Below are 12,147 nucleotides of genomic sequence, written 5' to 3' on the forward strand. Positions count from 1 at the left end.
GTGCGGAAACGAGACCGACCGGGCTCGATCACGACTGATTTGCGACCGGCGCCGCGCCGGTGGTCGGCACGAACACGGTCGCAAACGGTACGTGTACGACGAAGTGGAGCACGTGGTTGCCGTGCTCATGGGCGCCCCGGCACATCACCGGGGCACCCATGGAGCAGACGAAAGGGCCGACTTACTACTCGTCGGAGAACTGCGGGTCCTTCGCCTGGTTGTAGATCTCCTTGCCGGAGGCGTCGTAGGCGTGGACGTAGGCGTTCGGGCCCGCATAGTGCGGGTCGGAGGTGTCGGCGGACAGGGCTGCCGAGTAGACGAACGCGCCGCCCGCCATGACCGCCGGGTACTGCTTCGGGTCGTCGCCGTAGCTGATGGCGACCTTGGAAACGTTGGACGCGTAGTGTCCGGCGCCCAACATGAGGTACTTCCCCTTGCCGACGGCCGTGCCGAGGGAGTCGAAGTACGCGATCGTGTGACCGGTGCCCCACAGCCGGTTGTTGATGAACGTGGGCGGGGAGTCCGGGCTGTTGCCCTTGTCGCCCTTCGACTCGCACTGCACGTACTGGCCGGCGGAGTCCACCGCGACGACCACACCGTCCAAGTCCTTGGCGGCGAGGGGAGTGCGGACCGCGACCACCGAGTGGTACCGCGACGCGTCCGAACCCAGGCAGGAGGACAGGATCTTGGTGACGGTCCCCGCGTCGATCGGGGTCGTCCTCCCGCTGGTGATGGTGAACGCGTCCGGGGCGGAGGGCACCGGAGACGAGGACGGCGTATCGCCGGCTCCGCCCGACGTGGAGCCGTGCGAGGGGCCCGTACTCGGTGACGCGGCGGCGCCCGTCGGGTTTCCGGCGGGGCCGGCGAGGACCGGCTTGGCGTCCCCCACTCCACCGAAGGCGGCCACGGCCGCGACGCTCACCGCCGCAACTCCCGTGGCGACACCCAGCGGCACACCCCACCTGCGTTGCAGCGAAGCACGGTTGTCCTCTGGATCGATCTTCATCAGTAGCTCCTCACGAGTCCGCCGGTGATTCGGCAGATCACGATCGGAAGGAGCCGCAGGAATGCCCTGCGCGTCATTCATCGTGCGACCTCCTTCGCGTTGACGGGGTTCTTGGAACCGAATGACGCCCGAGCCGTGGCCCCGCCGACGAGGTCGGCGCCCAGCCTCCGCCGTGCCCGGTGCAGTCTGGACTTCACCGTGCCCACCGCCACCTTCAGCGCTGCCGCGGCGGCCTGCTGATCCAGGCCCGACCACACGCAGAGCTCGACGACCTCGCGCTCGTGGCGCGGCAGCCGCGCCAGTGCCCGGTGGATCTCCGACATGCGACGCTCGTCGTCGACCATGACGACGACGTGGTCGGCGTGGTCGCCCACGGACTCGTCATGCGAGACGAGCCGACGCAGCAACGCCTCCGCCCGTCTCAGCCGCCGCCTGGTGTTCGACAGCAGGTGGTCGGCGATGCCCAGCAACCACGGCAGGGCCGAGTCGCGGTCCAGCACCGTCTCGGATCGCCGACGCCAGGCATGCAGGAACACGGTCGACGTGAGGTCTTCAGCCTCGGACCAGTCGGCCGTCCGCCGGAACAGATGGTTGTAGACGGTCTTGCCGTGCCGGTCGAAGATCCGACCGAACGCCTCCCGGTCGCCGTCGACGGCCCGCGCCCACAGCTCCCGGTCGGATATCCCTCCGACCGGTGTGGCGGGATCAGCGTCGTTCAGTTCCATGCCCTATACGTGTCCGGCAACTGGCCCGAGGTTCCCGCTGAGCCAACTTCGTACTGCCGAGGGCCTATGTGCCCCGTCAGATCACTTCTCGCAGAGACCGTCCACGAAGCCCTGCCAGGCATCGGCCCCGACTACGAGGACGGGCCCACCCGGGTTCTTGCTGTCGCGGACGGGGACGGAGGCGGCGCACCCCGTGGCCACCTCGACGCACTCGCCGCCGGTGTTTCCGCTGTAGCTGGACTTACGCCACTGCGCGCTCTCCAGGTCGGGGCCGGTCTCCATAACGCTCCTCCATCACGCGGGCGATCAGAGCTGCCGATTCCTCCACGGAGAGAGCGGCGGCTTGCAGGTGAGCGTATCGGAGCGAGCCTTCCCTGACCGTGTCAGGGCTGGCGGTCATATGGCCGGAGACGAGGTCTTCGGTGTAGACGATGTCCGGGGCGTCATCGAAGCGCATCGCGGTGAACGAGCCAGCCAGGCTTGAGTGTTCACCGGCTGAGAAAGGCAGCACCTGGACACGCATCCACCGGTGGGCGGCGAACTCCAACAACCGCACGAGTTGGGCGCGCATGACCTCGTGACCGCCGATCGGCCGGTGCAGGACAGCTTCGTCCAGAACGGCCCACGCCAGCGGTGGCCGCTCGCGCACCAAGATGCGCTGGCGTTCCATCCGAGCGGCGAGCAGGCCGTCCAGATCATCCGGCATCCCGGTGGCCAGGATGGCCCGCGCGTACTCCTCCGTCTGCAACAGCCCGTAGACCAACTGCGCCTGATACGTCGAGATGTACGTGGCGCGCGCCTCCATCTCCGCGTACGGCTGGAACCAGGTCGGCAGTTGGCTGCGCAGGACCAGGCCCATGAGCCGGGAGAACGTCCCGTCCGTGCCCAGCGCGGCGTCCACGCGCTCGGAGAAGTCGCGGGTGGGTAGCTTCCTCGTCGTCTCGATCTGGCCGATCAGCGACCCCGTACAGAAGATGATCTCGCCCAACTGGGCCTGGTTCAGGCCGGCGGCTTCGCGTAGGCGACGCAGTTCCCAGCCGTAGTAGTCCAGTGGGGAGGCGCTGGGATCGAGTGACTGGACGTTGGCCACGGCGGGACCTCCGGTGTGCAACGCCTCGCGGCGTTCGTTTCGGTACGTAGCCGAGAGTAGTCGCCTGGTCGCACGATGGTGACATGAATCACGTTACTACTCCCCGGACCGAGGCCGAAGAGCCCGTCTACCGCGCCGACTTCGCCATGGGTGAGCACTCGGCCCGGCATCTGCGGCGCATCCTGCGGCTCTACCTCAACGGGTGGGGCATGGCGGAGGTCGCCGACGCGGCGGAGCTCGCGCTCACCGAGCTGATCGCCAACGTCGTCCGGCATGTGCCCGGCCGTCGCTGCCAGACCTTCGTCTTCCGGCTCCCGGGTGGCGAGGGCGTGCGCGTCGAGGTGGCGGACGCCTGCCCGCTGTTGCCGCTCATGGTCGACGGAGATGTGCTCGACGAGGGAGGGCGGGGGCTGCTCCTGGTCGAGGCCGTCACGGACAAGTGGGGCGTGGAGGCGCGGCCCGACGGCGGCGGCAAGGCGGTGTGGTTCGAGTGCCTGGCCGCCGACCCGGCGGTTACGCCGTCAACTCCGCCAGCACCGCGTCCGTGAATGCCGGCCACACCTCGGCCGCCCACGGCCCGAAGGGCCGGTCGGTGAGCGCCACGCAGGCCGCCCCCGCGACGGGGTCGATCCACAGGAACGTGCCCGACTGGCCGAAGTGGCCGAAGGTCGCAGGGGAGGAGGAACCACCGGTCCAGTGCGGCGACTTGTGGTCCCGGATCTCGAAGCCGAGGCCCCAGTCGTTGGGGTTCTGGTGGCCGTAGCCGGGCAGGACGCCCTTCAGGCCGGGGTGGACGACGGTCTGAGCCTCCAGCACCGTGCGCGGGTCGAGGAGTCGGGGGGCCTGGACCTCCGCCGCGAACCGCGCCAGGTCGTCGACGGTCGAGACGCCGTCCTTGGCGGGCGAGCCGTCCAGTGTCGTCGCGGTCATCCCCAGGGGCTCCAGCACTGCCTGGCGCAGGTACTCCGGGAACGGGATGTCGGTGACCTTCGCGATGTGGTCGCCGAGGACCTCGAAGCCCGCGTTGGAGTACAGCCGTCGGGTGCCGGGCGGGGCCATGACCCGGTGCTCGTCGAACGCGAGACCGCTGGTGTGGGCGAGCAGGTGTCGGACCGTGGAGCCCTCGGGGCCCGCCGGTTCGTCCAGCTCGACCGCGCCCTCCTCGTACGCCACCAGCGCCGCGTACGCGGCGAGCGGCTTGGTGACGGAGGCGAGCGGGAAGCGGTGCGCGGTCGGGCCGTGCGTACCGACGACGGTCCCGTCCGCTCGTACGACGGCCGCCGCCGCGGTGGGGACGGGCCAGTTCTCGATCATCGCCAGGCTTTGCATACCTACGAGACTAACGACCTGGTGCGCGAGGAAAGGGATCGCAGGCGTCGGGGCCCCGCTCGCTGTCGCGCACCAGTCGTAAGGCCTGTTCCCGCAACGGGACGACGCCTCCGGACCCACCCTGGATCGGACCACCGCATCAGTGGCTGGTGGCAGGATCCGGGGGTGCTGATCGATAGATATGACGACGGCCCGCTGGTCGCAGGGGAATCGCTGCTGGCTCGGCCGGGCTTCTGGTCGAACTTCTTACTGGCGGTGTGCGGTGATGGGGCGAGTGGCGCGCGTCCTGTTCCGGAGTGGTTCGGCGATGACGGCGCCCGCATCGCCGATACCCCGTCCCCCGCGGTCCTCGGCGTCGAGGAAGCGGCCGCCCGCCTCCTGCTGGTCCTTCCGCTCCTCACCGACCCGGACGTGCCGGAGGCCGCGCCGGCAAGGCTCAGCGCCGCCCTGACCTCGGTCGGAGCGCCGCAGGACACAGCCTCCAGCATGGCGGAGCACCTGCTCAGGAACCTGACGGGAAGAGCGCGACACGATCCCACATGGGGATCGCCGCTGAGCGGCAACTGAAGGACGGGCCACCGTTGGGCAGCCAGTGGGGCGATCCAAGGGCTGTCCCGTAATCCCTGGCGGGCGCACGACGACAGCTACGGCACCTCTCCCCCGTAGCCTCAACGGCACGGGGGGACCCCCTCCGTTGTCGGAACGCCCGAATACATCCAGTATGCGGACGCCCCTCCGCCTTGCGATGCACCGCATCTGACGCCGCGCGCTGATCCACCAGGGATTACGGGACAGCCCTTAGGCGTGGCTTACTGCCGACCGAACTTCCGGATCGTCGACCATCTCGGGACCGATACTGGCGCTCGGCACCCTGATGCCCACCGGCGACCACTTGCACAGACCTCAGCCCGGCGGATCGCGGAAGATGTCCGCCAGGGAGATCTCTTGGGCGCGAGCTGTGGAGGAGCATCGCAACGGAGAAGCGTCCGATGCCGAGTCATCTGCCACGTGCGCCAGAAATCGCTGATTGACGTCAATCAAATGATCAAGTGCTTCTCTGGCGGCGGCCAAGCTGTCAATGGTGGAGGAAAGGCGGGTTCGCTCCTCGTCCATTGCCGTCAGTGCTTTCCGGGCTCTTCCCGTGGTGGGCTGCGTCATGCAGGGGACCAACCGGGCGATGGTTCTGCTGGACATTCCGGCGGCCAGGAAGACCTGAATGAGCGCCACCCGCTGGACGTGCGCGTCGTCGTAGCAGCGCTGGCCGCTGGGGGAGCGTGTACTGACCAGCAAACCCTGCTGCTCGTAGTAGCGCAGCGATCGACGGCTTGCTCCCGTCCGGGCGGACAGTTCACCGATCCGCATCTCAACCCCTCCCCGCGTGCACTGAGTCACAGCGACTTGCCCTTGACATCGATGTGAGCGTTTAGGTTAACGCCATGGCCGGCGACCCGCTAACGGGATATTCGGCCGCAGGCCTCTCGTATACGCGAAGGAACGAAAGGAAAAGCTCGTGATCAAGTTCGTTTTCATGATCAATCGTGTCGAGGGGATAACCTTCAGGGAATTCGTCGAGCATCACCGGGACCGCCACGCCCCGTTGTTCACATCCATTCCGGAAGCGCGGCAGTACGTGAAGAGGTACACCGTCTCCCATCCGACATCCGCGGAAGGGTACCCGGCTCCGCCCTATGACGGACTCACCGAGATCTGGTTTGAAAGCTGGGCGGATCACGACGCTTTCTTCGCGTCCAAGAATTACAAGGAGTTGGTGAATCCGGACGAAGGCGCGTTCATCGACGTGACTTCGGTGGCGGTGATGGTCACTGAAGAACGAGTGGTGATCTAGCCCTTGGAGCTCCCACAAGATCTTGTCGAGAGTTGTGGGCGCCGTTCACCGCAGCACGGCCAGGCGTCCGCCTTCGTGGAGCAGGGCGGAGCTCTGCTCCAGGTTCGTGCCGGTCTCCGCGAAGGCGCTACGACAGCCCACGTGCGGCCTCCCGAGCGAGATCCTCGGATTCCCGGTGGCCCGGACCGCCGACCGAGGCGTCCGAGGCGTCCGAGGCGGCGCCACGCAGCGCCGCTTCGACTCGGCGGTTGCTGGTCATGGTCGCCGTGACGGCGGTCATGGTGAGGAGGAGGCCGGCGGCGGCGTAGAGCGGGGTGCGTATGTCGTACGTGGTGGCCAGCCAGCCGCCGAGGAAGGCGCCGAACGGGGCCGCGCACATGGCGAGCATGCGGGAGGTGGAGGCGACCCGGCCCATCAGGTGGGCGGGGACGATCGCCTGCCGGAGGGAGGGGGCGAGCACCATCGTGGCGCCCATGCCCGCCCCGCAGACGGCGAGCGCGAGCCCGGCCACGTACGGGTTCGGGGCGGCGGCAAGGCCGAGGACGGCTAGCCCCTCCACTGCGGCCGTGCAGGTCAGCGCGGTGCCGGTGCCGAGTCGTCGGCCGAGGAAGGAGGCGATGCCCGCGCCGAGCAGGCCGCCCGCGGCCTCCGCCGTGAGGAGCAGGCCGAAGCCGAAGGTGTGGATGCCGAGGCGGTCGTGCGCGAAGAGGGCGAGCACGGTCTCCACGGCGAGGAAGGCGACGTTCCCGACTGCCGGACGCAGAGCGAGTCCGAGCAGCAGCCGGTCCCGGAAGACGTACGAGGCTCCGGCCCGGGCCTGCCGGAGAAGGGACTCGCGGGCCTCCGGCAGGGGACGGGGTGCGGCGGGCAGCGATCGTACGAGCAGTGCGGAGAGTGCGAACGACACCGCGTCGGCCAGCAGCGGAACCGCCCGCCCGAGCGCGAGCAGCGCACTGCCCAGAGGTGGCCCCGCGAAGCCGGACGCGGCCGTCTGGGCGCCGCGCAGACGGGAGTTGGCGCGCTCCAGGAGGGCGGGGGTGCGGCCGAGCAGATCCGGCAGGTAGGCCGTGGCGGCCGTGTCGAAGAAGAGCCCGCCGAGGCCGAGCAGGAAGGCGACGGCCGCGAGCAGGGGAATGCTCAGCACGTCGAGCGCGGCTGCCACCGCCGGTAACACGAGCAGCACCGCGCGTGCCGCGTCCGCGACCCACATGGTGCGCCGACGGTCCCAACGGTCCACCAGCGCACCGCCGAGCACCCCGAAGAGCAGCCACGGCAGGGTCCCGGCGGCCGCGACGACCGCGAGCGCCATCGGATTCCGCGTCAGCGTCAGCGCGAGGAGCGGCAGCGCGGCGTGCGTCACCCCGTCACCGAGTGAGGAGACCGTCTGCGCGGTCCACAGCCGTCCGAACCCGGACGGCAGCATTTCCTTGACGTCCGAGGTCACTTGGAGTCACCCGCTGCCTGCGTGCGGGGCGCCGGGCGGAACAGCGCGAAGGCCAGCGACACGTCCGGCAGCGACGGATCGGACAGCTCCCGGTACTCGTCGGCCAGTGCGTCCAGCCGCGCCCCCAGTTCCGCGAACTGCTCGTCCGTGAGCCGCAGATGCGCCATCCGGACGTGCCGCTCGCCATCGGCGGGCGCCGCCTCCAGGTCCGCCACCGCGTGCCGCATCAGCATGTCGGGCTGCCCGGTCCCGGGGTCCGGCAGCACGATCGCCTGCGCGGCCATCGCGTAGTACCGCTCTGTGACGCCCCGGACCTTCCGGGTCCGCACCACCTTGACCAGGCCGGCCCGCTCGAGCAGCCGCACGTGATAGCTGGAACTTCCCTTCGCCAGGCCCACCCGCCCGGCGATCTGGGTGATCGTCGCCGGCTCGAAGCGGAGCACGGACATGATCCGGTGGCGCGTGAGATTGGAGACCGCGCGCAGCTGTTCGTCAGTGGTGACGTGAAACGTCTCGGGGAGATCATCGGCAGGCATGCGCCCAATGGTCAACGTTTCTTGACCATTGCGCAAGAGGTTTGCGTGCTGTCCCTGGGGCGGGTCGCCGAGCCCTGCGCGGTTGTGGCCGAAACTCGCATCCGGCAACGCTTGCTTAGAGTGCACTCCAGGGTTCTAGCGTGGAGGACATGACGGTGACGGAGACGGAGACCACTTCAACGGGAACGGATGCCTGCGCGTCGGGCCCCCGGCCCCATCCGCGCCCCGAGGGTCAGGACCGCTACACCATCAGCGAGGTGGCTGCCTTCACCGGACTGAGCGCCCACACGCTGCGCTGGTACGAGCGGATCGGGCTGATGTCGCACGTCGACCGCTCGCACACGGGACAGCGCCGCTTCACCAACGCCGACCTCGACTGGCTCGCCTTCGTCGGCAAGCTGCGGCTGACCGGAATGCCGGTCGCCGACATGGTCCGCTACGCGGAGCTGGTGCGTGCGGGCGAGCACACCTTCGATGCGCGCAAGGAACTGCTGGAGGCGACCCGCCGCGACGTGAGGACGCGGATCGCGGAGCTCCAGGACACCCTCGCCGTCCTCGACTACAAGATCGATCTCTACGCAGGCGCCCCCCGGGTGCCGGAAAGGCCCAGTGCCTGATGAGTGACAACAAGATCGAGACGGTGGAGCTCGGCAAGGGCGGCCCGCAGGTCGGTGTCCAGGGACTCGGCTGCATGGGCATGAGCGAGTTCTACGGCGACACCGACGAGGCCGCGGCACGCGAAACGCTGGAGACGGCCCTCGCGGCGGGTGTCACGCTGTTCGACACCGCCGACGTCTATGGCGTCGGGGCCAATGAGAAGTTCATCGCGCCCTTCGTCGGGGCGCACCGGGACGAGATCGTCCTCGCCACGAAGTTCGCCATCGAGCGGCGCGAGGACGACCCGCACTACCGGGGCATCAACAACGACCCGGCCTACATCCGGCAGGCCGTCGAGAACAGCCTGCGACGGCTGGACACCGACGTGATCGACCTCTACTACATGCACCGCCGCGACCCGTCCGTACCACTCGCGGAGTCCGTCGGCGCGATGGCCGAGCTGGTGGAGCAGGGCAAGGTCAAGCAGCTGGGGCTGAGCGAGGTGACCGGTGCGGAGCTGCGTGAGGCGCACGCCGTGCACCCGATCGCCGCCCTCCAGTCCGAGTGGTCACTCTTCAGCCGGGACGTCGAGCACAGCGCTGTGGCCGCCGCCGTGGAGCTGGGCGTGACCCTCGTGCCGTACTCGCCGCTCGGCCGGGGGTTCCTGACCGGGGCGTTCGCCGACGCGGGCAAGGAGCTGGCGAAGAACGACTTCCGGCAGTTCCAGCCGCGCTTCAACGGCGACAACGCGAAGGCGAACGCCGCCCTGCTGGAGCCGGTCCACAAGATCGCCGCCGCACACGGGGCGACCGCGGCCCAGGTGGCGCTCGCCTGGGTGCACCAGCGGGCTCAGGTGCACGGGCTCGCCGTGGTGCCGATCCCCGGTACGCGCAAGAGCGGCCGACTGCTGGAGAACCTCGGCGCGACACGGCTCACGCTGTCCGCCGAGGAGCTGGCGCTGCTGGAGCCCATCGCCGGCCAGGTGGCGGGCGACCGCTACCCGGACATGAGCAGCACGGCCACGGTGCGCGAGTAGCGACCACGTCCGCGGGTTTTCGCCTCACGCCAGCCCCAGCGCGAAGACCGCGAACCCCGCCGCGAGCACCCCCGCCAGCGCGCGCCGGGCGTTCGCGGCGCGGGTGCCCGCCTTCCACGGCGCCTCGAACCTGCGCGCGTACCGCGCGATCAGCACCAGCAGCCCCGCGAACACCGGCATCCACGCCAGCCTGGCCAGGATCCAGCCGAGCGTGTCCGGCCCTGTCGTCAGTCCGGGCACCGCGCCCGCGAAGGACGCCGGGACCGCCGCGGCGAGCATCGCCGTCTGGTGCCAGCACAGGATCGTCATCGCCGACAGGTTGATCACGACGACCGGCGCCCACACCAGCGGCCTGCGCAGCAGCCGGCCGATCCGCCGCCGCAGGAGGATCGCCGCGCCGCTCTGCGCGGCGCCCAGGGCGAGGACCAGCAGCGACGGCGGGTGCGAGTTGGTGCGCGCCTCTCCGGGCACCCCGACCATCGACGCCGGGTAGTGGAAGAGCAGCAGCAGGACGGCGAACAGCACGCCACCGCCGACGAGCAGCAAACGGGCGCCCCGCTTCCCGATCCGGCCCTCGCCCCAGGAGACGCCGAGCTGGTACGCGAAGAGCCAGCCGGGAACGATGTTGAGCATGCTCAGCCAGGAGGGCACGGCGTCACCGAGCGGCCCGTAACGCAGCAGGTCGACCACGGCGACCGCGCCGAGCAGCGGGGCCGCGGCCCAGCCGCCGAGTCTCCGCGCCATGCTGATGCAGTACGGCGTCAGCGCGGTGACCACCGCGTACACCCCGACGAACCAGAGCGGCTGGATCACCAGCGTCGACCCGGTCCGCAGCGTGTCGCCCGGCACCCCGAGCGCGTGCAGCACCGGGATCATCGCCGCCCAGACGGCCGTCACCCCGAGCACGGGCCGGCCGAGGCGGGCCATGCGGCCGCGCAGCCAGGCCCCCGTCGTGGACTTCCTCCGGCGGTACGAGAGCACCGAGGCGTACCCGCCGACCAGGAAGAAGACACCCAGCATCTGGAGCACCCAGCTGAACGGGGCGAGTGCGCCGAAGGCCGAGAGCGGACTGGCGTTGTGCAGCGCCCCGCCGCCGTCGAGCCGGAATCCGCCGAGCAGCCAGTGCCCGGTGGGTACGGCGAGCAGGGCCAGGGCGCGCAGACCGTCGAGGGCGCGGTCGCGGTGGGCGGGGGTACGGGAGTCGATACGGGAGGCGAGGGCGTGCAGGCTCATCGGATGTCCCCGTCCCCGTAGGTGCCGTCCGCGATCGCGGCGAAGGCGTGCAGGGACTCGGTGCCGGGCGCGAAGTAGCCGGTGTGGCCGTGGGCGTCACCGGCGGGCACCCGGCGGGCGCCGAACTCCGGGGACGTCGGGTCGGCGCCGTGGCCGAGCCCCGCGAACTCGACGTTCGGGACGTTGTCGATCCAGTCGTCGGGGTCCTTGGCGGCCCACACCCGGGCCTCGGTGTGCAGGCCGTCGACGTCGTCCGCGCGCATCCCGGGCGAGCCGAGGACGACCAGGTCACCGACGTGCAGCCGGGGCGCGGCGAGGCCGCAGACGACGGAGCCGTAGCTGTGGCAGAACACCGTGGGCGCGGGCGCGCCGGTGGCGGCGAGGCCGTCCGTGAACCGGGTCAGGCGGTCCGCGCCGGCCTCCGCGAGCGAGCCGGTCGCGGCGTCCACACCGACGCCGACGGGGGTGGTGTACCCGGCCCAGGCGATCACCGCGCTGCCCGAACCTGTCTCGGCGTACAGCGACTTGGCCATGCCCGCCGGCGTCCCGTACACATCGCTCACACGGTCGAAGGTCCCGGCGTCGATGTCCGAACCCGGCACCACCACGGACACCCGGTCCGCCGTGGTCAAGTCCCCGAAGACCTCGGCGACCTGGCCGCGGCCGCGCGGGTCGAACGCGAGGATCCGGCGGTGCGGGTCCGCCGCGAGGCTCGCGTACCGGGGGTCGTGATCGGCCTTCAGGGCCAGGGCGTTGGCCCGGTAGCGGAGTTCGACGGGAGCGCCGTCGAGGTTGCCGACGACCAGTGGATGCCGTGCGACGAGGGACTTCTGGTCCTTCTCGCCCAACCCTGCGAAGAACCGCGCCACTTGGGCGGGCGTGTCCCGCTCCGGATCGGGCAGCTCCCGCCCCAGCACGTGATCCGACCGCCAGGCGGCGGTGCCGGGAGGCGGGCCCGTCAGCGCCTGCTGGGCGTTGCCCGACGCCCAGCCGGCGGTCCCTGACACGATGGTGGTCGCCAGGGCGACCGCGACCAAGGTCCTCGCATAGCGGCGCATCCGACCCTCCATCTCCGGCTGAACCGGCTCCCGCACGCCGTTCGGCGCGTCGGAGAGGAAGGTAGGAAGAGGGTGGGGACGGTGGCGTCACACCGGGGGGCCAAGTGCGGGGTGATACCGGGGTAGGGGGTGTACGGGGCCTTGTCGGGGTCGTCCGGCTGCCGCTTCGTCCTCGATCGCGGACGGGCTCGACCAGAGTCTTCAAGGGCCGGACGGGCTCAGAAGATGCCCTCAAGCGCCGGCGGGC

General features: G+C 70.2%; 15 protein-coding genes. 5 read left to right on the forward strand and 10 right to left on the reverse strand.

The window, feature by feature from the left end; all coding sequences use genetic code 11:
* Positions 1 to 184 precede the first annotated feature (184 nt).
* The 4 genes from ACFYPA_RS12295 to ACFYPA_RS12310 form a co-directional block, all read right to left on the reverse strand.
* Positions 185 to 1,006 carry a hypothetical protein gene (locus tag ACFYPA_RS12295; protein WP_389131408.1) on the reverse strand — a complete coding sequence of 274 codons (822 nt, stop codon included), beginning with the start codon at positions 1,004 to 1,006 and terminating at the stop codon, positions 185 to 187.
* 77 nt (positions 1,007 to 1,083) lie between these two features.
* Positions 1,084 to 1,731 carry an RNA polymerase sigma factor gene (locus ACFYPA_RS12300; protein ID WP_359350982.1) on the reverse strand — a complete coding sequence of 216 codons (648 nt, stop codon included), beginning with the start codon at positions 1,729 to 1,731 and terminating at the stop codon, positions 1,084 to 1,086.
* Between the two features lie 81 nt (positions 1,732 to 1,812).
* Positions 1,813 to 2,013, reverse strand: coding sequence for a DUF397 domain-containing protein (locus ACFYPA_RS12305; protein ID WP_359081526.1), 201 nt, complete (start codon positions 2,011 to 2,013; stop codon positions 1,813 to 1,815).
* Positions 1,973 to 2,821 carry a helix-turn-helix transcriptional regulator gene (locus ACFYPA_RS12310; protein ID WP_359081525.1) on the reverse strand — a complete coding sequence of 283 codons (849 nt, stop codon included), beginning with the start codon at positions 2,819 to 2,821 and terminating at the stop codon, positions 1,973 to 1,975. The genes ACFYPA_RS12305 and ACFYPA_RS12310 overlap by 41 nt, the downstream gene beginning before the upstream one ends.
* An 83-nt stretch (positions 2,822 to 2,904) precedes the next feature.
* Between ACFYPA_RS12310 and ACFYPA_RS12315 the strand changes: the two genes are divergently transcribed.
* Entirely contained in the window at positions 2,905 to 3,369 is a 465-nt protein-coding gene (locus ACFYPA_RS12315) for an ATP-binding protein (protein ID WP_359350979.1), read from the forward strand.
* On the opposite strand, the gene ACFYPA_RS12320 is transcribed toward ACFYPA_RS12315, so the two are convergent.
* Complete coding sequence (locus tag ACFYPA_RS12320; RefSeq protein WP_389131413.1) at positions 3,335 to 4,150, reverse strand: serine hydrolase domain-containing protein; 816 nt, start codon at positions 4,148 to 4,150, stop codon at positions 3,335 to 3,337. The genes ACFYPA_RS12315 and ACFYPA_RS12320 overlap by 35 nt on opposite strands.
* Before the next feature lie 165 nt (positions 4,151 to 4,315).
* On the opposite strand from ACFYPA_RS12320, the gene ACFYPA_RS12325 reads away from it, so the two are divergent.
* Entirely contained in the window at positions 4,316 to 4,717 is a 402-nt protein-coding gene (locus tag ACFYPA_RS12325) for a hypothetical protein (protein ID WP_359081520.1), read from the forward strand.
* A 336-nt stretch (positions 4,718 to 5,053) separates the two neighbouring features.
* Here ACFYPA_RS12325 and ACFYPA_RS12330 read toward each other — a convergent pair whose 3' ends face one another.
* Positions 5,054 to 5,512 (reverse strand): MerR family transcriptional regulator, encoded by a 459-nt coding sequence (locus ACFYPA_RS12330; RefSeq protein WP_359317533.1) that lies wholly within the window; start codon positions 5,510 to 5,512, stop codon positions 5,054 to 5,056.
* 148 nt (positions 5,513 to 5,660) lie between these two features.
* Here ACFYPA_RS12330 and ACFYPA_RS12335 point away from each other — a divergent pair, with 148 nt between their 5' ends.
* Entirely contained in the window at positions 5,661 to 5,996 is a 336-nt protein-coding gene (locus ACFYPA_RS12335) for an EthD domain-containing protein (RefSeq protein ID WP_359081516.1), read from the forward strand.
* A gap of 127 nt (positions 5,997 to 6,123) precedes the next feature.
* Here the strand turns inward: ACFYPA_RS12335 and ACFYPA_RS12340 are convergent, their stop codons facing one another.
* Both ACFYPA_RS12340 and ACFYPA_RS12345 read right to left on the reverse strand, forming a co-directional pair.
* On the reverse strand, positions 6,124 to 7,416 hold the full coding sequence (locus tag ACFYPA_RS12340) for an MFS transporter (protein WP_389131725.1): 1,293 nt from the start codon (positions 7,414 to 7,416) through the stop codon (positions 6,124 to 6,126).
* Positions 7,417 to 7,436: 20 nt separating this feature from the next.
* Entirely contained in the window at positions 7,437 to 7,976 is a 540-nt protein-coding gene (locus ACFYPA_RS12345) for a helix-turn-helix domain-containing protein (RefSeq protein WP_359081514.1), read from the reverse strand.
* A 149-nt stretch (positions 7,977 to 8,125) separates the two neighbouring features.
* Between ACFYPA_RS12345 and ACFYPA_RS12350 the strand changes: the two genes are divergently transcribed.
* Entirely contained in the window at positions 8,126 to 8,593 is a 468-nt protein-coding gene (locus ACFYPA_RS12350; protein ID WP_359081513.1) for a MerR family transcriptional regulator, read from the forward strand.
* The gene (locus tag ACFYPA_RS12355; protein ID WP_389131417.1) at positions 8,593 to 9,609 is read left to right on the forward strand and encodes an aldo/keto reductase; all 1,017 of its coding nucleotides are present in this window, start codon (positions 8,593 to 8,595) and stop codon (positions 9,607 to 9,609) included. Before ACFYPA_RS12350 ends, ACFYPA_RS12355 begins: the two co-directional genes overlap by 1 nt.
* 24 nt (positions 9,610 to 9,633) lie before the next feature.
* Here ACFYPA_RS12355 and ACFYPA_RS12360 read toward each other — a convergent pair whose 3' ends face one another.
* Together ACFYPA_RS12360 and ACFYPA_RS12365 are read right to left on the reverse strand one after the other, a co-directional pair.
* Positions 9,634 to 10,842 (reverse strand): acyltransferase, encoded by a 1,209-nt coding sequence (locus ACFYPA_RS12360; protein WP_359350963.1) that lies wholly within the window; start codon positions 10,840 to 10,842, stop codon positions 9,634 to 9,636.
* Positions 10,839 to 11,900, reverse strand: coding sequence for an alpha/beta hydrolase (locus tag ACFYPA_RS12365; protein ID WP_359317522.1), 1,062 nt, complete (start codon positions 11,898 to 11,900; stop codon positions 10,839 to 10,841). The genes ACFYPA_RS12360 and ACFYPA_RS12365 overlap by 4 nt, the downstream gene beginning before the upstream one ends.
* Positions 11,901 to 12,147: the final 247 nt, after the last annotated feature.

It is taken from the genome of Streptomyces sp. NPDC005775, assembly GCF_042871565.1.
Lineage (GTDB): Bacteria > Actinomycetota > Actinomycetes > Streptomycetales > Streptomycetaceae > Streptomyces.

Coding starts and splice junctions, on each gene's coding strand:
- ACFYPA_RS12295 (WP_389131408.1), bottom strand. CDS start 1,006: ATGAAGATCGATCCAGAGGACAACCGTGCTTCGCTGCAACGCAGGTGG.
- ACFYPA_RS12300 (WP_359350982.1), bottom strand. CDS start 1,731: ATGGAACTGAACGACGCTGATCCCGCCACACCGGTCGGAGGGATATCC.
- ACFYPA_RS12305 (WP_359081526.1), bottom strand. CDS start 2,013: ATGGAGACCGGCCCCGACCTGGAGAGCGCGCAGTGGCGTAAGTCCAGC.
- ACFYPA_RS12315 (WP_359350979.1), top strand. CDS start 2,905: ATGAATCACGTTACTACTCCCCGGACCGAGGCCGAAGAGCCCGTCTAC.
- ACFYPA_RS12320 (WP_389131413.1), bottom strand. CDS start 4,150: ATGCAAAGCCTGGCGATGATCGAGAACTGGCCCGTCCCCACCGCGGCG.
- ACFYPA_RS12330 (WP_359317533.1), bottom strand. CDS start 5,512: ATGCGGATCGGTGAACTGTCCGCCCGGACGGGAGCAAGCCGTCGATCG.
- ACFYPA_RS12345 (WP_359081514.1), bottom strand. CDS start 7,976: ATGCCTGCCGATGATCTCCCCGAGACGTTTCACGTCACCACTGACGAA.
- ACFYPA_RS12350 (WP_359081513.1), top strand. CDS start 8,126: ATGACGGTGACGGAGACGGAGACCACTTCAACGGGAACGGATGCCTGC.
- ACFYPA_RS12355 (WP_389131417.1), top strand. CDS start 8,593: ATGAGTGACAACAAGATCGAGACGGTGGAGCTCGGCAAGGGCGGCCCG.
- ACFYPA_RS12360 (WP_359350963.1), bottom strand. CDS start 10,842: ATGAGCCTGCACGCCCTCGCCTCCCGTATCGACTCCCGTACCCCCGCC.
- ACFYPA_RS12365 (WP_359317522.1), bottom strand. CDS start 11,900: ATGCGCCGCTATGCGAGGACCTTGGTCGCGGTCGCCCTGGCGACCACC.